Raw genomic sequence first — 21,372 nt, 5'->3', positions numbered from 1 at the left:
TGGGTCCCTGAGCCTGTCGAAGGGTCACTCGTCGGTGCGCGCTCCGAACACGATCTCGTCCCAGGAGGGCATCGCGTTGCGACGTTTCCGCCGTCCGCTGGGCTGCTCGGCGGCGGGCTCGGGAGCGGCCTTCGTGTCGTCGGGCTTCGCCTCGGCGGGCTCTTCGTCGGGTTCGTCGAGTGCGTCGAACAGCGCGATCGGCGATGCCTCGTCGTCGTGCCCCTCGTCGAACAGCGGTGCCGATTCGCGCTGACCCCGACGGCGACGCAGCGCCTCGAGCAGGTCCGCGGTCTCCGAGCTCGTGCGGTGCTCGTCCGGGGCGCGGCGGGCGGCGGCGTCCTGAACCGCGGCGCTGGAGTGCTCGGCCACAGGGGCATCCTCGCCCTCCTCCGGCTGCGGAAGCAGCCGCGGGCCGAACGCACCCGAATCGAAACGGCTGTCGTCCTTGTACGGCGAGACGCGCTCCCCGTCCACGGCTCGCAGCCGCGGGATGAGCCCCTCGGGAAGCGAGCCCTGCCGGGAGAGCTGGGCGGCATCGGCGTTCATCGGAGACAGCGTGCTGCGGCGCGGGTCGAACGTCCAGCGAGCGTCGTGGGCCACCTCGTTCGCCGTGAACTCGAGCTTCACCGTCCAGCCGGACTCGTCCTTCCAGCTGGCCCAGCGCTCGTCGGACGCGGCGAGGTCGGCCAGCTTGGCGCGCACGGCCGTGCCGAAGGTGGGCTGCGCGTCGGGCTCGACCTCGCTGCCGATCAGCACCGGCACCGCGAGTGCCTGGTTGACGATGTGCTCGCGCTCGGCGAGCACCGGTCCCTCGAAGCGCGCCACATCGGACTCGCTCACACCGAGCAGCGCGGCGACCTCGGCGGCAGACAGCCCGGCGCGGATCTGCGCCTGGATGTCGCGCGGGCTCGCGGCCAGCCGTGCCGGTGCGGGCTCCGCCTCGCGGGTCGCTCGACGCACCTCGCGATGCAGGACGTCGTCGATGGGGAGCGCGAAGCGCTGCCCGGACTCGGTCGCGAGGACGAGGACTCCCGCTTCCGTTCCGACGATGGTGACGTTTTCCATGCCAATGCCCCTCTGATGGGTGTGCGTTCATGGTGTCACGCGCACCCTGCTCGCACGGGGAATATCGCGGGCGTGCCGCGAGTTTTCCCGACCGGGCCGACCGGCATTTGCTAAATGGTGCGCAGTCGTGCAAACTATGGCCCGCCGATCACCCGAAATCGGATCCCCCCACCCCACGATCACACGCACCACGGAAGTGGAGAATCACCGCATGGCAACCGATTACGACGCCCCTCGCAAGAGCGAAGACGACTCAGAGTCGATCGAAGCCCTCAAGGAGCGCGTGCCGAGCACCCAGTCCGGCGCCGGCGATGTCGAGGACTCGGACAACCCCACGGGGTTCGAGCTTCCCGGCGCCGACCTCTCCGACATGGAACTCGATGTCGTCGTGCTGCCCGCGCAGCAGGACGAGTTCACCTGCATGAGCTGCTTCCTCGTGAAGCACCGCTCGCAGCTCGACCACGACGGCGCGGACGGCCCGATCTGCAAGGAATGCGCCGCCTGACCACCGACACGCACGCGCCCCGGCCTCATGGCTCGGGGCGCGTTCTGCGTTCCGGCTCGTCAGCGGCGCTGCGCGCGCGCCGCCCTGATCGCCGCCGCGAGACGGTCGGGCGTGCGCGAGGAGATCGTCCAGCTGTTCACCGGGTCGTCCGGATCGGTGACAGGTACGACGACGACGCCGTCGATGCCGCCTCGGAGCAGGTTCCAGCCGTCCCTGGCGATCTGGTGCGTGCGCCGGGCCCTGGCATCCTCGCCGGAGAACTCGAGGGGCTCGCCCAGCCAGACCGCGTCGACGTGCGCACGCCCCGCATGCAGCACGCCGTCGATCACGCGGATCGTGGGGGAGAGGGCGATGCTCAGCGTGACCAGCACGAGCGAGACGACCGCCCCGACCATCAGCGCGAGACTCGCATCGAGCGGTGTCAGCACGAGCGACACCATCGGGCCGGCGAGGGCGATGGTGACCAGCAGCCACAGGCCGGGGGCCAGTCGCTCACGATAGGTCTCGCGCGTGTCGGGGTGGATGTTCTGCATTAGCCTCATGGGGTGACTCATTCCGTTGCCGTCCCCATTATCTCGGCGAACGTCCCGTTCTACGCGCACCCCGGAGATGCCGGGGCCGATCTCGTGTCGACCGAGGCGGTTCGGCTCGAGCCGGGTGAGCGGGCGCTGATCGGCACGGGCGTGCGCATCGCGCTGCCCGAGGGGTATGCGGCTTTCGTCGTTCCGCGCAGCGGACTCGCCGCCAAGCACGGCATCACCGTGGTCAACTCGCCCGGCACCGTCGACGCGGGCTATCGGGGCGAGATCAGGGTCAGCCTGCTGAACACCGACAGTAGGGAAGCGTACGATGTGGCGGTCGGCGACCGGATCGCCCAGCTGATCGTGATGCCCGTCGTGCAGGCGCGTTTCGAGCCCGTCGACGAACTGCCCGACAGCGTCCGCGGCGACGGCGGATTCGGGTCGACCGGCTACACCCAGGGAAAGAGCGAATGACTGAAGAGATCGAACCCACGCTGAAGTCCGCACCGGCCGACCGGGCGACCGCGGGCCCGTTCGATGACAGCGAGGCCAACCCCGTTCGCCCGTACATCGACCTCGGCGGCATCAAGGTGCTGCCGAGGGAGGGCTTGAATCTGCGCCTCGAGGTCGAGGAGCAGAGCAAGAGGATCGTGGCCGTGGGCCTCGACTACGCCGGCTCGTCGCTGCAGGTGCAGCCGTTCGCCGCCCCGCGCTCGCGCGGACTGTGGGATGAGACGCGCGTGCAGCTGCGCGACCAGATCCGCACGCAGGGCGGTCGGGTCGAAGAGCGCGAGGGGACGCTGGGCAAGGAGCTGCTCGCGGAGGTGCCGGCGACGGCTGCCGAAGGGTCGGGCATGCGCCTGGCGAGGTTCGTCGGCGTCGACGGCCCGCGGTGGTTCCTGCGTGGCGTCATCGGCGGCGACGCGGCCTCCGACCCCGCAGCTGCCGAGCAGGTCGAGGACCTGTTCCGCTCGATCGTCGTCGTGCGAGGCGCGACCCCCATGCCGCCGCGCGACCTGATCCCGCTGAAGATGCCCTCCACGCCGGGATCGGCGTGACGCAGACAGACGATCGAGACGACACGCCCACGCCGTCGCGCCCGGCGTCGGAGCCGGCCGGCTCCGCGGAGCCGTCGGCGTCGGAGGTCTTCGGCGCCGCACTCGGCGGTGCCGCCCGCCGCGCCGGCCTGAGCTCGGAGACAGAAGAGAGCACCCAGCGGATCGTCTGGAGTGCGATGGGCGGCTGGCGCGGGATCATCGAGTCGGTGCTCCCCAGCCTCGCATTCGTGATCCTCTTCACTCTCCGCCCCGACCCCCTGCTGCTGTCCCTCGGGGTGTCGGTCGGGATCGCCGCGGTGTTCACCATCATCCGTCTCGTGCAGAAGTCGCCGCCCGCTGCGGCCGTCGGCGGTCTGCTCGCCGCGGGCGCAGCGGCAGGCCTGGCGCTGTGGACGGGGCGCGGGGCCGACAACTTCGTCCCCGGTCTGATCACGAACGCCCTCTACGGCACGGCGATGGTCGTCGCCGCCCTCATCGGCTGGTCGATCATCGGACTGGCGGTCGGCTTCCTGATGGGCGAGGGCACCGCATGGCGTGAGGACCGCCGCAAGCGCCGCGCCTTCTTCTGGCTGGGGCTCGCCTGGGGCGCGCTCTTCCTGCTGCGCCTGTCGGTGCAGCTCCCGCTGTACCTGACCGATCAGGTGACGCTGCTCGGCACGCTCAAGCTGGTCATGGGATTGCCTCTCTTCGCGCCCATGGTCGCGGTCACCTGGCTCGTCGTCCGCGCCCTGTACCGGCGCGCCGAGTAGCCGCCGACAGACACCCGGTCTGGTAGATTTATCTTGACGTCAAGATAAATTGCTCATTCCGTCGAGCGGTCGTCCGGCGCAGACTGGTAAGGCAGGCCTTGCTAGCCGTGGCGCTCACTCGGCGAGCAAGATGGAAGCGCCTGTCGCTCCCATCCGATTCAGAAGGAGACGGATTCGTGTCCACGGTGAACAGCTTCGGTGCCAAGAGCACCCTGACAGTCGGCAGCACCGACTACGAGATCTTCCGCATCGACTCGGTCCCGGGTCACGAGAAGCTCCCCTTCGCTCTGAAGGTGCTCCTCGAGAACCAGCTGCGCACGGAGGACGGCGCCAACGTCACCAGGTCGCAGATCGAGGCGCTCGGATCGTGGGACCCCACTGCGGAGCCCGACACCGAGATCCAGTTCACGCCAGCTCGCGTGGTCATGCAGGACTTCACCGGCGTGCCCTGCATCGTCGACCTCGCCACCATGCGCGAGGCCGTGACCGCCCTCGGCGGTGACCCGAACAAGATCAACCCGCTCTCGCCCGCTGAGATGGTCATCGACCACTCCGTGATCGCCGACCTGTTCGGCCGCCCGGACGCGATCGAGCGCAACGTCGAGATCGAGTACCAGCGCAACGGCGAGCGGTACCAGTTCCTGCGCTGGGGCCAGACGGCGTTCGACGACTTCAAGGTCGTGCCCCCGGGAACGGGCATCGTGCACCAGGTCAACATCGAGCACCTCGCCAAGGTCATCTACGACCGCACCGTCGACGGCGTGCTGCGTGCCTACCCCGACACGTGCGTCGGCACCGACTCGCACACCACCATGGTCAACGGCCTTGGTGTGCTCGGCTGGGGCGTCGGCGGCATCGAGGCCGAGGCCGCGATGCTCGGTCAGCCGGTCTCGATGCTCATCCCGCGCGTCGTCGGCTTCAAGCTCACCGGCGAGATCCCCGCCGGCGTCACCGCCACCGACGTGGTGCTCACGATCACGGACATGCTGCGCAAGCACGGCGTGGTCGGCAAGTTCGTCGAGTTCTACGGCGCCGGCGTCGCGTCCGTCCCGCTGGCGAACCGCGCCACGATCGGCAACATGTCGCCGGAGTTCGGGTCGACCGCCGCGATGTTCCCCATCGACGACGTGACCCTCGACTACCTGCGCCTCACGGGACGTGACGAGCAGGCTGTCGAGCTCGTCGAGCAGTACGCCAAGACCCAGGGGCTGTGGCACGACGCCGACAAGGAGCCCGCGTACTCCGAGTACATGGAGCTCGACCTGTCGACGGTCGTCCCCTCGATCGCCGGACCCAAGCGTCCGCAGGACCGCATCCTGCTCGCCGAGGCGAAGAGCCAGTTCGAGAAGGACATCCTGAACTACACCTCCGCGAACGAGGCCACGGTCGAGGTCGAGGGCACGTTCCCGGCATCCGACCCGGGCAACGCACCCGGCGTCGAGCGCGAGCACGTGTCGGAGGAGGGCGTCTCGTACCAGCACGAGAGCGCGCACCAGCACTCGATGCTCGCCTCGAGCGGCGACCACGGCGCATCCAACCCGGTCAAGGTGACGACTCCCGAGGGGCAGGACTACATCCTCGACAACGGCGCGGTCACCCTCGCCGCCATCACGTCGTGCACCAACACGTCGAACCCGTCGGTGATGATCGCCGCCGGTCTTCTCGCTCGCAAGGCCCGCGAGAAGGGCCTGAAGCAGAAGCCGTGGGTCAAGACGACTCTCGGCCCCGGTTCGAAGGTCGTCACCGACTACTACGAGAAGTCCGGCCTCGACAAGGACCTCGAGGGTCTGGGCTTCTACACGGTCGGCTACGGCTGCACGATCTGCATCGGAAACTCCGGCCCGCTGATCGAAGAGGTGTCCGAGGCGATCAACGAGCACGACCTCGCCGTCACCGCAGTGCTCTCGGGCAACCGCAACTTCGAGGGCCGTATCAGCCCTGACGTGAAGATGAACTACCTGGCCAGCCCGCCGCTGGTCGTGGCGTACGCCCTCGCAGGCTCCATGCACTTCGACTTCGAGACCGACCCGCTCGGTCAGGACGAGGCCGGCAACGACGTCTTCCTGAAGGACATCTGGCCGGACACCGAAGAGGTGCAGCAGATCATCGACTCGTCGATCTCGCGTGACCAGTTCATCAAGCAGTACGCGACCGTGTTCGACGGCGACGAGCGCTGGAAGAACCTGCCCACGCCGACCGGCCCGATCTTCGAGTGGGACGACGCGTCGACCTACGTGCGCAAGGCTCCGTACTTCGACGGCATGGAGCTGACCCCGGCTCCTGTCACTGACATCACCGGGGCTCGCGTGCTGGCGACGCTGGGCGACTCGGTCACCACCGACCACATCTCGCCCGCCGGCAACATCAAGGCCGGCACCCCGGCCGCGCAGTACCTCACCGAGCACGGCGTCGAGCAGCGCGACTTCAACTCGTACGGCTCGCGCCGAGGCAACCACGAGGTGATGATCCGCGGGACGTTCGCGAACATCCGCCTGAAGAACGCGCTGGTCAAGGCCGTCAACGACGGGCAGCAGATCGAGGGCGGCTTCACGCGTGACTTCACCCAGGAGGGCGGTCCGCAGGCGTACATCTACGACGCGTCGCAAAACTACCAGGACCAGGGCACTCCGCTGGTGATCTTCGGCGGCAAGGAGTACGGCTCGGGCTCGTCGCGCGACTGGGCGGCGAAGGGCACCAACCTGCTCGGCGTCAAGGCGGTCATCACCGAGAGCTTCGAGCGCATCCACCGCTCCAACCTCATCGGCATGGGGGTCGTCCCGCTGCAGTTCCCGGCGGGCGAGACCTGGGAGTCCCTCGGCCTCGACGGCACCGAGGTCATCTCGATCGAGGGCCTGACGGCACTCAACGAGGGCACCACGCCGAAGACGGTCAAGGTCACGGCCACTCCGAGCGAGTTCTCGGCAGAGGGCCGCGAGCCCATCACCTTCGACGCGGTGGTCCGCATCGACACCCCCGGTGAGGCCGACTACTACCGCAACGGCGGCATCCTGCAGTACGTGCTTCGTTCGCTGGTCTGACCCGAGTCGACAGGGGCCCGGATGCTTCGGCATCCGGGCCCCTGTCGCATCCCGCGTCAGCTCTCGATGCGCGGGCCACCGAGCCTCTCGAGCATCGCGAGATAGAATGTTCCGATGCGCGCGCCTTCTCCGGCGGGCGATCAACGTCGCGGAAGGACGTCCATGCCGATCCTGCCGAGCATCACCGGCCCCCGAGATCTCGATCGACTCTCCAGCGGGGAACTGGTCGAGCTGGCGGCCGAGGTCCGGGCATTCCTGGTCGAGAACGTCGCTCGCACCGGCGGGCACCTCGGCCCGAATCTGGGCGTGGTGGAGCTCACGATCGCTCTGCACCGGGTGTTCTCCTCACCCGATGACCCGATCATCTTCGACACCGGACACCAGTCGTACGTCCACAAGCTGCTCACCGGTCGTCAGGACTTCATGAAGCTCCGCTCGCGCGGCGGGCTCGCCGGCTACCCGCAGCGGTCCGAGAGCGTCCACGACGTGGTGGAGTCCTCGCATGCGTCGAGCTCGCTGAGCTGGGCCGACGGCATCTCGCGGGCTCTCACGGCGACCGGCCGCGGGGACCGACACGTGATCGCGGTCGTCGGAGACGGTGCCCTCACCGGCGGGATGACCTGGGAGGCGCTGAACAACATCAGCGACGACAACGAGCGCAACCTCGTCATCGTCGTGAACGACAACGGCCGTTCCTACGCGCCCACGATCGGCGGCATGTCCCGCTATCTCAACCGCGTGCGCACCGCAGGCATGTACCGCGAGATGCACCGCAAATCCGACCGGCTGTTCCGCGCCTTCGGTCCGCTCGGGCGTGCCGTGTTCCGCGGCGTGCGCGGCGGCACGCACGGCTTCCTCTCCCGCTTCGCGAACAACGTCGCCCTGTACTCCAACCTCGACATCAAGTACCTCGGTCCGGTCGACGGTCACGACGTGAACGCGCTCATCGAGACGCTGCGCTACGCCAAGGACTACGGCGCCCCGGTCATCGTGCACGCGATCACCGAGAAGGGCCGCGGCTACCAGCCCGCCCTCGACGATGTCGCCGACCAGTTCCATGCCGTGGGCCGGATCGATCCGAAGACGGGCGGCGCGCTGTCGTCCTCGTCGGGCACCTCGTGGACCTCGATCTTCTCCGATGCGCTCGTCGAGATCGGGGGTCGCGACGACCGCGTCATCGCGATGACCGCGGCCATGCTGCGCCCGACCGGACTCGCCGCCTTCGCCGAGCGGTTCCCCGACCGCGTGTACGACGTCGGCATCGCCGAGCAGCATGCCGTCGCCTCCGCCGCAGGACTCGCATTCGGAGGCCTGCACCCCGTGGTGGCGATCTACGCCACCTTCATGAACCGCGCTTTCGATCAGGTGCTGATGGATGTCGCCCTGCACCGCGCCGGTGTGACCTTCGTGCTCGACCGCGCCGGCGTGACCGGCCCGGATGGTCCGAGCCACAACGGCGTGTGGGATCTCGCGATGCTGCAGATGGTGCCTGGCATCCGGATCGCCGCCCCGCGCGACGCTCTGCGGCTGAGCGAGTCCCTCGCCGAAGCCGTCGCCATCGACGACGCACCGACCGTGGTCCGCTATCCCAAGGGCGAGGTGCCCGACCCCATCACCGCGATCGAGCGCCTCGAGGACGGCACGGATGTGCTCGCCCGCGCCGACGAGGAGGACGTGCTGATCGTCGCGATCGGCTCGTTCGCCGAGGTGGCGGTCGACATCGCCGCGCGGCTGGGCGCCCGCGGCATCGGCGCGACGGTCATCGACCCCAGGTGGGCCGTGCCCGTGCAGCCGGCGGTCGTCTCGCTGGCAGCGCGGCATCGTCTCGTGATCACCCTGGAGGACGGCATCCGCGCCGGCGGCATCGGCACCCGTGTGCGTCAGGTGCTGCGTGAGGCGGGGATCGACACCGGCGTCGACGAGCTCGGCGTGCCGGACGAGTTCCTCCAGCATGCGACCCGGGAGCAGATCCTGGAGGATGCCGGACTCACGGCCGAGAAGATCACGGCCGACATCGTCGCGCAGGTGAGCGGCACCCGGATCCCCGTGGCGAAGGCTCCGGGCCAGACCGGCGCGATCGAGCTCCCGCTGCACGAGAGCCGCTGAGCCGCGCTCCCACGCGACGGACTCAGTTGATCGCGTGCAGCGCCGCGACACCCGCTGATACCCGATCGCTCTCGCGAAGGGCACCGGCGAGCAGGTAGCCGTCGGTGAGCGCATCGCCGGTGATCATCACCCGCACGACATCGACACCGCATGCGCGGCGCACCTCTTCCGAGCACGCCGCCAGCACGAAGGCGCTCAGCTCATCGTTGTGGGGCAGCTCCGGCGCGTCCAGACCGCGCACGATGTCGCGCAGAGCAGCCCCGACGATGTTCGATGCGCGCTCCTTCACGTTGACGACGTCGAGTTCGAACACCCGAAGATCTCGTCCGCTCGGGATGGGACGCCACTCGAATGACGCATGCACGCGGTGCTGCCGACCACTGGCCCCGGTCATCTCCCGCACCGGAAGGTCGGTGGCGCGACAGCGGACGTCGACCAGCCGGTACCAGTAGAACAGCGGGAAGGTGCCATGAGTGCCCGGATGCAGCACGACGACCTCGCCCACGGCGCCCCCGTCGCGTGCGGGACGCCGCTGCAGACGATTGCGGATGATCGGCTTGCCGTTGCGGGTGCGGATCGCCGCCCACCCCTCATCCACCGTCACGACGAACAGCCGCAGCAGGGCGGGGACGACAAGCAGGACCGTGAGGATGGCCGTGCCGGTCTTCAGCAGACCCGACATGCTCCTCCCGCCGAGCATCGTGAGGATCATGTCCATGCCACCATCGTGCCGCCCGGCGACGACCGCCGAACACGAATCCCCGCGATCGCGTCGGGTGTTCACCCGCTGTTGGCTGGCTGTTCGGCGCAGGACACGGCAGGGGCCGCACCCGAAGGTGCGACCCCTGTGCACTGAGCGTCAGCTCTGCACGAGTGTCAGCTCTGCACGAGTGTCAGCTCTGGACGATGCCGCGGATCGGCGGGTTGTGGAACGTGCCGCCGAACACCCGCTCCGATGCACCCTCGCGGTCGAGGTACGGCGACGCGCCGCCATCGATGAACGGCCATCCGGCGCCGAGGATCAGGCAGAGATCGATGTCCTCGACCTCGGGTACGACGCCCTCGTCCAGCATGAGACGGATCTCCTGAGCGAGCCCGTCCTGCACGCGCTGCAGAATCGTGTCGGCGGATGCGGGGGAGCTGCCGACATGTCCCTTGAGCACCTTCTCGGCGTTCTTGGTCCAGCCGGTGACGCGCCCGCCCTTGTCCTTCTCGACGACGGCGTCCAGCTCGGCGAGAGCATGGAAGTTCTCGTTCGCATAGAACCGATCGGGGAAGTGACGCACCATGGTGTCCTGCACGTGGGCTGCGACCTTCCAGCCGACGAGATCGATGAGCTGGAACGGACCCATCGGCAGGCCGAGCGGGCCGAAGGCGCGCTCGACGTCCGCGATCGGAGTGCCCTCGTAGACGGCGCGTGCCGCCTCGCCCATGACCTTCGCCAGCAGGCGGTTCACGACGAAGCCAGGAGCGTCCGCGGTCAGGACCGCGTTCTTGCCCAGGCCCTTCGCGACGACGAACGCGGTGGACAGCGCGGCCTCTGCGGTGTGCGGTGTCTTCACGATCTCGATCAGCGGCATGACCGCGACCGGATTGAAGAAGTGGAAGCCGACCAGTCGCTCCGGGTGGGCGAGCTTCGAGCCGATCTCCTCCACCGAAAGCGATGACGTGTTCGTCGCGAGGATCGCGTCGTCGGCGATGATCTTCTCGATCTCGCCGAACACCTGCTGCTTGACGCCGACCTCCTCGAACACAGCCTCGATCACGAAGTCGCAGTCCGCGTACTGGGTCTTGTCCGTGGTGCCGGTGACCAGCGAGCGCAGCTTGTTCGCGGTGTCGCCGTCGAGGCGGCCCTTCTGCTCGAGCTTGCCGATCTCGTCGTGGATGTACGACACGCCCTTGTCGACACGCGCTTGGTCGAGGTCGGTGATCAGCACCGGCACCTGCAGCTTGCGCACGAACAGCAGCGCGAACTGGCTGGCCATCAGGCCCGCACCGATGATGCCGACCTTGGTGACCTTCTTCGCGAGCGTCTTGTCGGGAGCGCCGACGGGGCGCTTGGCGCGCTTCTGCACGAGGTCGAAGGCGTACATCGACGCGGCGAACTGATCGCCGGTGACGAGCTCTGCGAGTGCCTCATCCTCACGCGCGAAGCCCTCGGCCTTCGTGCCGCTCTTCGCCTTCTCGAGCAGGTCGAGGGCGACGTAGGGCGAGCGGGGCATCGTGCCGATCTTCGACTCGAGCATGCCGCGGGCCGTCTTGATCGCGATGGGCCACTTGACCGTGCGCTCGATCCTGCCCGGCTCGTTCTTGCGCTCGACCTTCCTGCCTCCGAGCACCGCGTCTGCCCAGGCCAGCGAGCTCTCGAGGAAGGTGGATGCCGGGAAGATGGCATCCATCAGACCCAGCTCGAATGCCTGCTGCGGCTTGAGCATGCGGTTCTGCTTGAGCGGGTTGGAGACGACGACCTCGAGGGCCTTCTCGATGCCGATGAGGTTGGGCACCAGGTAGGCGCCGCCCCAGCCGGGGATGATGCCGAGGAAGACCTCGGGCAGCGCCAGCGCCGCGGCCGATGCATCGACGGTGCGGTAGGTGGAGTTCAGCGCGATCTCCATGCCCCCGCCCAGCGCGAGCCCGTTCACGAAGGCGAACGACGGCACGCCGAGCTCTGACAGCGAGCCGAGCACCTTGTGTCCGAGCTGCGCGATCAGGCGGGCGTTGTCCTTCGAGCCGAGCCGGCTGATGTCGGAGAGGTCCGCGCCGGCAGCCAGGATGTACTGCTTGCCGGTGATGCCGACCGCCTGGATCTCTCCTGCGGCGGCGCGCGCCTTCAGCGACGCCAGCGTCGCGCCGAGCTCGGTGAGCGTCGCGGGCCCCAGCGTGTTCGGCCGGGTGTGGTCGCGGCCGTTGTCGAGGGTGATGAGGGCGAGCACCTTGCCCGAGGCGAGGCGGATGTCGCGAACGGGGGAGTGCGTGACGACCTCGCCGTCGGCGAGGGCGGAGAGGGGCGTGAAGTCGACGCCGGCGTACTGCTCGTTGATCGTGTCGGCCATCGGGGTCACTTCCTCTTCTTGCCGTCGTAGAACGGGTTCTCCCAGATGACCGACCCGCCCTGGCCGAGACCGACGCACATGGCGGTCAGGCCGTAGCGCACGTCGGGCCGCTCGGCGAACTGCGCGGCGAGCTGGATCATCAGGCGCACTCCGGATGCCGCGAGCGGGTGTCCGACGGCGATGGCGCCGCCCCACTGGTTCACACGCGGATCGTCGTCGGCGATGCCGAAGTGGTCGAGCAGGGAGATGACCTGGATCGCGAAGGCCTCGTTGAGTTCGAACAGTCCGATGTCGGAGATGTCGAGGCCGGCCTTCTTCAGGGCCTTCTCGGTCGAGGGGATCGGACCGATGCCCATGATCTCGGGCTGCACGCCGGCGAACGCGAACGACACCATCTTCATCTTCGGGGTGAGCCCGAACTCCTTCACCGCGCTGCCGCCGGCCAGCAGCGACATGGTCGCCCCGTCGGTGAGAGGCGAGGAGGTGCCGGCGGTGACGCGGCCGTGCGGACGGAACGGCGTCTTCAGGGCGGCGAGGTCGTCCATGGTGGTCTGCGGACGGCGACCCTCGTCCTCGGTCGCGAGACCCCAGGCGCCGTCGGAGCCCTTGACTGCGACCGGCACGAGGTCGGGCTGGATCTTGCCCGCGTCGTATGCGGCCTGCACCTTGTGCTGGCTGAGCATGCCGAAGCGGTCGGAGCGCTCCTTGGTGAGATGCGGGAAGCGGTCGAAGATGCGCTCGGCGGTGACGCCCATGTTGAGCGCGCCGGGGTCGACCATCTTCTCCGCGACGAAGCGCGGGTTCGGGTCGGCGTTGCCGCCGATGGGGTGGTGGCCCATGTGCTCGACGCCGCCCGCGAGGGCGAAGTCGTACATGCCGACGCCGATCGACGCGGCCATCGTGGTGACGCTGGTCATCGCTCCGGCGCACATGCGCTCGACGGCGAGACCGGGAACGGTCTGCGGAAGGCCCGCGAGGATGGCGACCGACCGGCCGAGGGTCAGGCCCTGGTCGCCGGTCTGCGAGGTCGCGGCGATGGCGACGTCGTCGATGCGGTCGCCCGGGACGGCGGCGTTGCGCTCCATCAGGCCGATGGTCGCCTTGACGGCGAGGTCATCAGCGCGGGTGTTCCAGTACATGCCCTTTTCGCCGGCGCGCCCGAACGGGGTGCGCACTCCATCGACGAAGTAGACGTCCGAGATCTCGGCCACTCTGCCTCCATAGGTTGGGGTTCTCCTCCAGCCTAGGAGCGTGGATTATGCGCCAGGAATCGGTTGGGTCGAACCTACGAAGCGGTAGGGAAGCCCTCAACAGCGGTTTGCGGCCCCTCTACAAATGCATCCACGATCTTCTGTGCGGTATGCGCAATCTGCCAGGGGCGTGCACCCAGCTCGGCGAGCGCCGCGCCCACTGACTCGGCCCTGAGCTCGGCCGGCGGCTGCCAGGCGATGCGGCGCAGATGGTCAGGGGTGAGCAGGTTCTCGGTCGGCATGTGCAGCTCTTCGGCCAGGGCCTCGACCACGGGACGCGCAGCCTTCAGGCGCAGGTCGGCTTCCGGGTTGCGATCGGCCCAGGCGCGGGGCGGCGGAAGAGCATCGCTCGGCACGCGCTCGCGAGGCAGGTCCTCGGTGCTGCGACCGCGCTCGATCGCCGCCCACCAGCGATCGATCTGGGTACGGCTCGCACGCCCGTTGAACTCCTTCAGACCCGCGAGCTCCTGCTTAGAGCGCGGCGCGGCCAGCAGGGCGGCCAGCAGCGAGCGGTCGGGCACGAGACGACCGGGCGAGACGTCGACCTGCTCGGCGTACTGTTCGCGCGCCGTCCACAGCTCACGCGCCACCGCCAGCTGGCGAGCTCCGCGCACCTTGTGCAGGCCGCTCAGGCGTCGCCACGGCTCCTCGCGGGCAGGTTTCGGCAGGCGGTGCAGCGTCGCCTCGAACTCCTCGGCGGCGATCTCGGACTTGCCCGCCGCATCGAGCTCGTCGACGAGCGCATCGCGCACGTCGACGAGGTGCAGCACGTCGAGCGCGGCGTACTCCAGCCAGGGGTCGGGAAGCGGGCGCGTCGACCAGTCCGCTGCCGAGTGCGCCTTGGCGAGGGTGATGCCCAGCGTGTGCTCGACGACCGCGGCGAGACCGAAGCCGTCGCTGCCCAGCAGCCGGGAGGCGAGCTCGGTGTCGAAGATGCGCGCGGGCACCAGGTCGAGCTCGCGAAGCGAGGGCAGGTCCTGGCTGGCGGCGTGGAACACCCACTCGGCGTCGCCGATGGCATCCTGAAGCGGCTGGAAATCGCCGATCGCAGGCGGATCGAACAGGAACACCCCCGCGTCGCGGCGGAACACCTGCACCAGATAGGCGCGCTGGGAGTAGCGGAATCCGGATGCCCGCTCCACATCGACGGCCACCGGACCCGAGCCCCGGGAGAGCGCCTCTGCCGCCTTCTCGAACTCCGCACGGTCGTCGATCACGGAGTATTCAGCCACGTGCGCCCCTTCTCGCGCCGAACACGGCGACGTCCTCTGATCCCGGCGGGAGTCCTGCGAGCATCCCGACCAACTCCGCCCATGCTTCCACATGCGGGCGCAGCGGGGCATCCGGGGTCCATGACGCGCGCAGCTCGATCTGGGCGCCGTCGCCCTCTGCGGCCAGCGCCCCGAACCCCTTCGAGAGCATCTTCGTCGAGGTGCCGGACGCCGAGTGGTAGCCCGCGTCGCGGGATTCCAGCGCATCCACCAGCCACGACCAGGCGACGTCCGCCAGCAGCGGGTCGGTGCCGATCTCGGGCTCGAGCGGAGCCTGAGCGAACGCGACGATGCGCCAGGCGCCGCCCCACGCATCCGGCTCGTCCGGGTCGTGCAGCAGCACGAAGCGCCCGGTGCCGTACACCGAGTCGCCGTGATCGTCCGGCCGCACGTCGGCGGCGAGGGCCAGGGAGAAGGGCGCCAGCCCGGCGGGCGACGGAATCTCCCGCACGACGATGTCGGTGCGGAACGCCGTCTCACGAAGCTCTGCCGCCGCTGCATCGAACAGCGCTGCGGCATCCGGATGTGCGCTCACGTGGACAGGCTAGAGTCGGGAGGCGATGAAGAGTCTCAGGCACGCCGTAGCCTTCGCCGTCCCCGCTGTCATCGCCGCAGGAGCCGCGGCCGGGGCAGCCGCCGTCCTCGCTGCGGCCCGCCGCGTCGTCATGCCCTCCGTGCGCAGGAACGACACGCAGATCCTCGCGGTCGACACCGGCGCTCAGACCATCGAGCTCACGCGCACGCCCGACACCGAGCTGCCAGGACGCTACGGTCTGTTCACCACCGGAACCTACGGCTACGTCAAGCTCGGGGCGGTGCTCAGCGCCGACGCCACCAGCGTGCGCCGCAAGCTGCTCACCCAGATCGAGCCCGGCGCCCGGGTCGACCGCGATGCAGCGTTCAGCGGCTGGTACCACGTGTCGCCGAGCGAGCTGCACCTGCCCTGGGAGAGCGTGCTCATCGGCTCGCCCGCCGGTCCGTGCCCTGCGTGGCTGTTCCCGGCCGATTCGTCGACGTGGGTGATCCAGGTGCACGGGCGGGGCACGCTCCGCTCCGAGTGCCTGCGTGCGGTCCCTCTGCTGAACGCGCTGGGTCTGCCGACCCTGGTCGTGTCGTACCGCAACGACGGCGAGGCGCCGCGCACGCGGGGCGGCAGCTATGCGCTCGGCGCGTCGGAGTGGCGTGACGTCGACTCGGCGATCGGCTACGCGCTGCGGCAGGGCGCGCAGCGCGTGGTGCTCATGGGCTGGTCGATGGGAGGGGCGATCGCGCTGCAGACGGCGGTCTCGTCCGAGCATCGGGATGCCGTCGCCGGGGTCATCCTCGACTCGCCGGTCGTCGACTGGCGCACGGTGCTGCGCTTCCAGGCTCGCGAGTCGGGACTGCGCGAACCGCTGCCAGGACTCGCGATGGGAGCGCTGGGGAACACCTTCCTCGCCCGGCTCAGCGGCGCCGAGGAGGCGATCCGGTTCGACAGGCTCGACATGGTCGCCCGCGCCTCAGAGCTCGACTCCCCGATCCTGATCCTGCACAGCGACGACGATGGGTTCGTTCCAGCCGATGCATCCCACGCCCTCGCCGAGGCGCGACCCGACCTCGTGACGATGCCGGAATTCCACGTCGCGCGGCACACGAAGATCTGGAACTACGACGAGGACGGCTGGTCGGCGGCGATCACCGGATGGATGACGGCGCAGAACCTGCTCTGACCCCGCGGCCTCGCCGACGGACTCCCTTCAGCGCTTCGCCTCGACCTGACGCTTCACCCGCATCAGCATCCCGGTCATGCCGCCGATCCTCAGGGGGGAGACGAGACGCGTCAACCCGATGCTCTGCGGATAGTCGTTGGGCACCGCGAGCACCTCGTCGGCGGTGAGGCCGGTGAGCCCCTGCGCGAGGATGCTGGCGAAGCCGCGCGTGGTCGGAGCTTCCGGCGGCGCCGTCGCGTGCATGGTGACGACGCCATCGTCCACCTCGACGAAGATGTAGACGGGCGACTGGCACTCGGCCACGCGCTCGCCCATCTCCGGATGGGCGGCGATCTCATCGGAGACGGGCGGGAGCTCGTTCGCGAACTCGAGCAGCAGCTCGAGCCGATCGGGCTCGGGCAGTTCGAGGAACTCGTCGCGGAACTCGGCGAGGGTGGCGGGGACGTGCGTGTCGGTCATCCCTGACATCATCCCACCCGTCGCCGGGCAGGGCGCTCAGCGAGCCTGCCTCAGAGCGAGCCGGGCTCGCTGCCGCTGACGATCGGCACGCGCACGGCGCTGCCCCACTCGGTCCACGAGCCGTCGTAGTTGCGGACCTTCTCGATGCCGAGCAGGTGCTTGAGCACGAACCACGTGTGGCTCGAGCGCTCACCGATGCGGCAGTAGGCGATGACATCGTCTGCGTCATCGATGCCCGCCTGCTCGAGGTAGATCTCCTCGAGCTCGGCGCGCGACTTGAAGCCGCCGTCCTCGGCGACCGCCTTCCCCCAGGGCACGCTCTGCGCGGTGGGGATGTGACCGGCCCGCAGGCTGCCCTCTTCGGGGTAGGCCGGCGCGGTGGTCCGCTCGCCGTTGTACTCCTCAGGGGAGCGCACGTCGATGAGCGGCCCCGTGCCGATGAATGCGAGCACGTCCTCCTTGTAGGCTCGCAGCTGCGAGTCGTCGCGCTCGACCACGGGGTACTCGGTCGCCGGACGCACGGTCTTGTCGGTGGTGATCTCGCGTCCCTCGGCGATCCAGCGGTCGCGGCCGCCGTCGAGCAGGCGCACGTCCTCATGGCCGAACAGCGAGAACACCCACAGCGCGTAGGAGGCCCACCAGTTGTTCTTGTCGCCGTAGATGACCACGGTGTCGTCACGGGCGATGCCCTTGCGGCTCAGCAGCTCGGCGAAGCCCTCGCCGTCGACGTAGTCGCGCACGACCGGGTCGTTGAGCTCGGTGTGCCAGTCGATCTTCACCGCTCCGGGGATGTGTCCGGTCTCGTAGAGCAGCACGTCCTCGTCGGATTCCACGACCACGAGACCGGGGGTGTCGAGCCGGGCGGCGAGCCATTCGGTGGTCACGAGGCGGCCGGGTGCGGCGTACTCGGCGAACTTGGGGGATGACGTGTCGTGATCGACGGCCACGGGTGCTCCTCAGGGGTCGGGCTCGGGTGGGCATGGCGACGGCGTAAAGTTGTGCCGTCCCCTATGACGATAGATCCCCTGGCGTGCACCCGCATCCGGACCGTAAGACTATGACCTCAGGAACGTGATGACTCAGCAGATCAGCACGGGCGTCGTGCACCTCACCGAGCGCACGCCCGTCGTGACCGGAACCGAGATGCTGGCGAGCCTCGTACCTCCTCCGCAGTTCGACGATGCCACCTTCGAGAGCTATCGCTCCGACGATCGCTACCCGTCCCAGGAGGCGACGAAGCAGCTGCTGCAGCGCTTCGCCGGCAAGGCGGCCGCTCCGGCGAAGAAGGCCGGCCTGTTCCGTCGCGCGCCGAAGGAGACGCCGATGAAGCCAGGGGCGTACCTCGACGGCGGGTTCGGCGTCGGCAAGACCCACCTGCTGGCGTCCGTCTTCCACGCCCTTCCCGCCCGGCGGAAGTACTTCGGATCGTTCATCGAGTACACGGCCCTCGTGGGCGCGCTGGGCTACAAGAACACCGTCGATCTGCTGCGCGGCGCCGATCTGCTGTGCATCGACGAGTTCGAGCTCGACGACCCGGGCGACACCATGGTGATGACGCGGCTGCTGGGTGAGCTCGTCTCGTCGGGAACCAAGCTGGCGGCCACATCGAACACCCCGCCGAACGCGCTGGGCGAGGGCCGCTTCGCCGCACAGGACTTCCTGCGCGAGATCCACGCGATGTCCGAGAGCTTCGAGACGCTGCGCATCGACGGCGTCGACTACCGGCAGCGCTCGATCGACGGCAGCGCGGTCGTGTCGGACGACGCACGCTACGCGCAGGCGGTCGAGAGCGCCTCGGCATCCGGCGCCGCCTCGGACGACGACTTCGCGACGCTGATCCAGCACCTGGCCCAGGTGCATCCGTCGCGGTACATCCGCCTGATCGACGGGCTGTCGCTGGTCGGACTGCGCGACGTGCGCACCCTGACCGACCAGTCCGAGGCGCTGCGCTTCGTCGCCTTCGTCGACCGGGTGTACGACGCGCAGCTGCCGATCGTCGCGACCGGGGTGCCGCTGGATCAGGTCTTCGCCGACGAGATGCTCGCCGGCGGCTACCGCAAGAAGTACCTGCGCGCGATCTCGCGGCTCAACGCGCTGACCCACTCCGCTGCCGAGTGACGGGCGCTGCCGGGTAACACGATCGTCACACCGGATGCTCGGGTGTAACACGCCCGCAACACGGCGCGCCGTCGCCGGAAACATCGCACGCACAGACTGACCTCGTTCGTTCTACGGAGGAGGTTTCGACATGGATGCCACAGGCAACGTCTCGTGGGTGATCACCGCGACCGCGCTCGTGCTGCTGATGACGCCGGGGGTCGCGTTCTTCTACGGCGGTCTGGTGCGGGCGAAGAGCGTCGTCAGCATGATGATGATGAGCTTCGGGGCGATCGGCTTGATCGCCGTGCTCTGGGTGCTGTACGGCTACTCGATGAGCACGGTGTCGTCGCCCGCGCACTTCGCCGGCGATCCGTTCGCGGATCTCGGTCTGGCAGCCGCCTCTTCGGCGCCGGATGCCAATGTCGCCCTGCTCGGCGTGGCCTACGGCGCGACATTCGCGATCATCACCGTCGCGCTGATCTCGGGGGCGATCGCCGACCGCGCACGGTTCGGACCGTGGCTGATCTTCGTGGGCGTCTTCGGCACGATCGGCTACTTCCCGATCGCCGCCTGGGTGTGGGGCGGCGGGTGGATCATGCAGCTCGGCACGACCCTGTTCGGTGAGGACAGCGGTATCGCCGTCATCGACTATGCCGGCGGCACGGCCGTGCACATCAATGCCGGTGCGGCGGCGCTCGCGCTCGCACTCGTGCTCGGCAGGCGCATCGGCTTCGGGCGCGAGCTGAGCAAGCCCCACAACGTGCCGCTGACGCTGCTCGGTGCCGCGCTGCTGTGGTTCGGCTGGTTCGGCTTCAACGCCGGAGCGGAGTGGCTCTCGGATGACATGGGCGGAGTCGGCCTGATCGCGATCAACACCCTGGGGGCCGCGGCCGCCGGCATCCTCGGCTGGGTGCTCGTCGAGAAGCTGCGGGTCGGCAAGCCGACCTCCGTCGGCGCAGTGTCGGGGCTGGTCGCCGGCCTCGTCGCGATCACGCCGGCGTGCGCCGATCTCGCCCCGGGCTGGGCGCTGCTGCTGGGCGGCCTCTCCGGCGCCCTGTGCGCGCTGGCCGTCGAGCTGAAGTTCCGGCTCGGGTTCGACGACTCGCTGGATGTCGTGGGCCTTCACCTGGTGGGCGGCCTGCTCGGCACGGTGTACCTCGGCTTCTTCGCCACGGGGCACGGGATGCTCACCGGCGGTGATGCGCGGCTGCTGGCCGTGCAGGTGGTCGCAGCCGGGGGAGTGATGCTCTACTCGTTCGTGATCGCCTACACGATCGGGTTCGTCATCGAGAAGACGATCGGGTTCCGCGTCACGCAGGAGGATGAGGTCGCCGGTGTCGACCTCGCAGTGCACGGCGAGGCGGGCTACCTGCTGGCGCGATGACCGGCGGCTAGGGTGAGCGGGTGAGTTCGAGCAGCAGGTTCCTCTCGGTCATCGCCGACATCCTCGGCAGGGCGCTGTCACGGCGCGGCGGGGGCGACCCCCGCCCCCGCCCTCGCGCCACGCTCCGCCCCGACGGGAGAAGCGCGGAGCAGCACACGGCGGCCGACGCGGGACGGATGCCAGGATCCGAGACCGTCCGGATCGACCCTGCGCGCGTCCGCGACGTGCACGTGGGCTACTCGCCGTCCCGCAATGGCCTGCCGGATTCCGGGGAGATCATCTGGACCTGGGTGCCCTACGAGGAGAACGACGGACGGGGCAAGGACCGCCCGGTGCTCGTGATCGGCCGGCAGGGCGCCGACCGCGTGTACGCCGTGCGGATGACGAGCAGAGCACACGATCGCGACCGGGATTTCGTCCCGATCGGGTCGGGTGGCTGGGACTCCCAGGGGCGCGACTCGTGGGTCGACATCGAGCAGCTGTACAGCGTGCACCATGACGGGATGCGTCGCGAGGCCGCCGTCCTCGACGCCGGTCGCTATGGCCGCGTCGCGCAGACCCTTCTCAGCCGCTACGGGTGGGCGCGCGTCTGACGGTTGCGAGTGGCGCCGTGGGACGCCGCGGCGATGGCATCCAATCCGATCGGGCCGGGGGAGACGAACCCCCGGCGAGTCCCCAACCAGGACTCGACCGATCAAGGAGGAATCATGCGCTTCATCCCCACGAAAGTCCACGGCGTGCTCGACTACCTGGTGGGCGCCGCCCTCATCGTCGCTCCCTGGCTCTTCGGCTTCGCCGCGATGGGCGGCCCCGCCGTCGTGATCCCGATCGTCCTGGGCGTCGGGCTGATCGTCTACAGCCTGTTCACCAGCTATGAGTGGGGCCCGTTCAAGCTCATCCCGATGCCCGTGCACCTCGTCTTCGACGTCGTCGCCAGCCTGTTCCTCGCCCTTTCGCCGTGGCTGTTCGGCTTCATCTCCGCCGCGCCCAACGCGTGGGTTCCTCACGTGGTCGTCGGCATCACGGTGATCATCGTGGTGATCTTCTCCGAGCCGCAGCCCGCACGCGCGGCTCTCGGGACCGCTCGGGCCTGAGCCCGCGCCG

At 69.0% G+C, this 21,372-nt stretch carries 20 protein-coding genes; 11 read left to right on the top strand and 9 right to left on the bottom strand.

Going from position 1 to position 21,372, the window contains the following annotated elements; translation table 11 throughout:
- Positions 1-24: 24 nt before the first annotated feature.
- The gene (sepH, locus tag ACIPV2_RS06075) at positions 25-1,065 is read right to left on the bottom strand and encodes a septation protein SepH (protein ID WP_400839376.1); all 1,041 of its coding nucleotides are present in this window, start codon (positions 1,063-1,065) and stop codon (positions 25-27) included.
- A gap of 211 nt (positions 1,066-1,276) precedes the next feature.
- Here sepH and ACIPV2_RS06070 point away from each other — a divergent pair, with 211 nt between their 5' ends.
- Positions 1,277-1,570: a DUF4193 domain-containing protein gene (locus ACIPV2_RS06070; protein WP_071640407.1), complete on the top strand. Its 294-nt coding sequence runs from the start codon at positions 1,277-1,279 to the stop codon at positions 1,568-1,570.
- Positions 1,571-1,629: 59 nt separating this feature from the next.
- Here ACIPV2_RS06070 and ACIPV2_RS06065 read toward each other — a convergent pair whose 3' ends face one another.
- Positions 1,630-2,112, bottom strand: a complete 483-nt coding sequence (locus ACIPV2_RS06065; RefSeq protein WP_400839373.1) for a DUF3093 family protein — start codon at positions 2,110-2,112, stop codon at positions 1,630-1,632.
- Positions 2,113-2,115: 3 nt separating this feature from the next.
- Between ACIPV2_RS06065 and dut the strand changes: the two genes are divergently transcribed.
- The 5 genes from dut to dxs all read left to right on the top strand — a co-directional run bounded on the left by dut (position 2,116) and on the right by dxs (position 9,042).
- Positions 2,116-2,565 carry a dUTP diphosphatase gene (gene dut, locus ACIPV2_RS06060; protein ID WP_101186660.1) on the top strand — a complete coding sequence of 150 codons (450 nt, stop codon included), beginning with the start codon at positions 2,116-2,118 and terminating at the stop codon, positions 2,563-2,565.
- Entirely contained in the window at positions 2,562-3,149 is a 588-nt protein-coding gene (locus ACIPV2_RS06055) for a DUF3710 domain-containing protein (RefSeq protein ID WP_071640401.1), read from the top strand. Before dut ends, ACIPV2_RS06055 begins: the two co-directional genes overlap by 4 nt.
- A complete protein-coding gene (locus tag ACIPV2_RS06050) occupies positions 3,146-3,898 on the top strand; it encodes a DUF3159 domain-containing protein (RefSeq protein WP_400839371.1) in 753 nt (250 codons plus the stop codon). The genes ACIPV2_RS06055 and ACIPV2_RS06050 overlap by 4 nt, the downstream gene beginning before the upstream one ends.
- Before the next feature lie 176 nt (positions 3,899-4,074).
- Positions 4,075-6,936: an aconitate hydratase gene (locus ACIPV2_RS06045; RefSeq protein ID WP_400839369.1), complete on the top strand. Its 2,862-nt coding sequence runs from the start codon at positions 4,075-4,077 to the stop codon at positions 6,934-6,936.
- A 162-nt stretch (positions 6,937-7,098) separates the two neighbouring features.
- Positions 7,099-9,042, top strand: a complete 1,944-nt coding sequence (gene dxs / locus ACIPV2_RS06040; RefSeq protein WP_400839367.1) for a 1-deoxy-D-xylulose-5-phosphate synthase — start codon at positions 7,099-7,101, stop codon at positions 9,040-9,042.
- A gap of 22 nt (positions 9,043-9,064) precedes the next feature.
- On the opposite strand, the gene ACIPV2_RS06035 is transcribed toward dxs, so the two are convergent.
- The 5 genes from ACIPV2_RS06035 to ACIPV2_RS06015 form a co-directional block, all read right to left on the bottom strand.
- Positions 9,065-9,760: an SPFH domain-containing protein gene (locus ACIPV2_RS06035; protein WP_400839365.1), complete on the bottom strand. Its 696-nt coding sequence runs from the start codon at positions 9,758-9,760 to the stop codon at positions 9,065-9,067.
- A 175-nt stretch (positions 9,761-9,935) separates the two neighbouring features.
- Complete coding sequence (locus tag ACIPV2_RS06030) at positions 9,936-12,095, bottom strand: 3-hydroxyacyl-CoA dehydrogenase NAD-binding domain-containing protein (protein WP_400839363.1); 2,160 nt, start codon at positions 12,093-12,095, stop codon at positions 9,936-9,938.
- 5 nt (positions 12,096-12,100) lie between these two features.
- A complete protein-coding gene (locus tag ACIPV2_RS06025; RefSeq protein WP_400839361.1) occupies positions 12,101-13,306 on the bottom strand; it encodes a thiolase family protein in 1,206 nt (401 codons plus the stop codon).
- A gap of 74 nt (positions 13,307-13,380) precedes the next feature.
- A complete protein-coding gene (locus ACIPV2_RS06020) occupies positions 13,381-14,577 on the bottom strand; it encodes a ribonuclease D (RefSeq protein ID WP_400839359.1) in 1,197 nt (398 codons plus the stop codon).
- Positions 14,570-15,151 carry a DUF3000 domain-containing protein gene (locus ACIPV2_RS06015; protein ID WP_101186654.1) on the bottom strand — a complete coding sequence of 194 codons (582 nt, stop codon included), beginning with the start codon at positions 15,149-15,151 and terminating at the stop codon, positions 14,570-14,572. The genes ACIPV2_RS06020 and ACIPV2_RS06015 overlap by 8 nt, the downstream gene beginning before the upstream one ends.
- Positions 15,152-15,176: 25 nt before the next feature.
- Here ACIPV2_RS06015 and ACIPV2_RS06010 point away from each other — a divergent pair, with 25 nt between their 5' ends.
- On the top strand, positions 15,177-16,325 hold the full coding sequence (locus tag ACIPV2_RS06010; RefSeq protein ID WP_400839356.1) for an alpha/beta hydrolase family protein: 1,149 nt from the start codon (positions 15,177-15,179) through the stop codon (positions 16,323-16,325).
- Positions 16,326-16,352: 27 nt separating this feature from the next.
- Here ACIPV2_RS06010 and ACIPV2_RS06005 read toward each other — a convergent pair whose 3' ends face one another.
- Both ACIPV2_RS06005 and ACIPV2_RS06000 read right to left on the bottom strand, forming a co-directional pair.
- A complete protein-coding gene (locus ACIPV2_RS06005; RefSeq protein WP_101186652.1) occupies positions 16,353-16,784 on the bottom strand; it encodes a SufE family protein in 432 nt (143 codons plus the stop codon).
- A 50-nt stretch (positions 16,785-16,834) separates the two neighbouring features.
- The gene (locus ACIPV2_RS06000) at positions 16,835-17,731 is read right to left on the bottom strand and encodes a sulfurtransferase (RefSeq protein WP_400839354.1); all 897 of its coding nucleotides are present in this window, start codon (positions 17,729-17,731) and stop codon (positions 16,835-16,837) included.
- A 127-nt stretch (positions 17,732-17,858) separates the two neighbouring features.
- Here ACIPV2_RS06000 and zapE point away from each other — a divergent pair, with 127 nt between their 5' ends.
- The 4 genes from zapE to ACIPV2_RS05980 all read left to right on the top strand — a co-directional run bounded on the left by zapE (position 17,859) and on the right by ACIPV2_RS05980 (position 21,362).
- Positions 17,859-18,902: a cell division protein ZapE gene (gene zapE, locus ACIPV2_RS05995; RefSeq protein ID WP_101186650.1), complete on the top strand. Its 1,044-nt coding sequence runs from the start codon at positions 17,859-17,861 to the stop codon at positions 18,900-18,902.
- 130 nt (positions 18,903-19,032) lie between these two features.
- A complete protein-coding gene (locus tag ACIPV2_RS05990) occupies positions 19,033-20,268 on the top strand; it encodes an ammonium transporter (RefSeq protein WP_400839351.1) in 1,236 nt (411 codons plus the stop codon).
- Between the two features lie 20 nt (positions 20,269-20,288).
- Positions 20,289-20,861, top strand: coding sequence for a type II toxin-antitoxin system PemK/MazF family toxin (locus ACIPV2_RS05985; protein WP_400839349.1), 573 nt, complete (start codon positions 20,289-20,291; stop codon positions 20,859-20,861).
- Between the two features lie 114 nt (positions 20,862-20,975).
- Positions 20,976-21,362: an SPW repeat protein gene (locus ACIPV2_RS05980; RefSeq protein ID WP_400839347.1), complete on the top strand. Its 387-nt coding sequence runs from the start codon at positions 20,976-20,978 to the stop codon at positions 21,360-21,362.
- Positions 21,363-21,372: the final 10 nt, after the last annotated feature.

The organism is Microbacterium sp. NPDC089987 (assembly GCF_044748505.1).
Taxonomy (GTDB): domain Bacteria; phylum Actinomycetota; class Actinomycetes; order Actinomycetales; family Microbacteriaceae; genus Microbacterium.
The sequence above is the reverse complement of the archived record's forward strand: the minus strand, read 5'-3'. Positions and strand labels throughout refer to the sequence as shown.

Excerpts from the sequence above, each read along its gene's own strand:
- ACIPV2_RS06065 (WP_400839373.1), bottom strand. The coding sequence starts at position 2,112 with ATGAGGCTAATGCAGAACATCCACCCCGACACGCGCGAGACCTATCGT.
- ACIPV2_RS05980 (WP_400839347.1), top strand. The coding sequence starts at position 20,976 with ATGCGCTTCATCCCCACGAAAGTCCACGGCGTGCTCGACTACCTGGTG.
- ACIPV2_RS06030 (WP_400839363.1), bottom strand. The coding sequence starts at position 12,095 with ATGGCCGACACGATCAACGAGCAGTACGCCGGCGTCGACTTCACGCCC.
- ACIPV2_RS05990 (WP_400839351.1), top strand. The coding sequence starts at position 19,033 with ATGGATGCCACAGGCAACGTCTCGTGGGTGATCACCGCGACCGCGCTC.
- ACIPV2_RS06070 (WP_071640407.1), top strand. The coding sequence starts at position 1,277 with ATGGCAACCGATTACGACGCCCCTCGCAAGAGCGAAGACGACTCAGAG.
- sepH (WP_400839376.1), bottom strand. The coding sequence starts at position 1,065 with ATGGAAAACGTCACCATCGTCGGAACGGAAGCGGGAGTCCTCGTCCTC.
- ACIPV2_RS06035 (WP_400839365.1), bottom strand. The coding sequence starts at position 9,760 with ATGGACATGATCCTCACGATGCTCGGCGGGAGGAGCATGTCGGGTCTG.
- ACIPV2_RS06010 (WP_400839356.1), top strand. The coding sequence starts at position 15,177 with ATGAAGAGTCTCAGGCACGCCGTAGCCTTCGCCGTCCCCGCTGTCATC.
- ACIPV2_RS06055 (WP_071640401.1), top strand. The coding sequence starts at position 2,562 with ATGACTGAAGAGATCGAACCCACGCTGAAGTCCGCACCGGCCGACCGG.
- ACIPV2_RS06005 (WP_101186652.1), bottom strand. The coding sequence starts at position 16,784 with ATGACCGACACGCACGTCCCCGCCACCCTCGCCGAGTTCCGCGACGAG.
- zapE (WP_101186650.1), top strand. The coding sequence starts at position 17,859 with ATGACTCAGCAGATCAGCACGGGCGTCGTGCACCTCACCGAGCGCACG.
- dxs (WP_400839367.1), top strand. The coding sequence starts at position 7,099 with ATGCCGATCCTGCCGAGCATCACCGGCCCCCGAGATCTCGATCGACTC.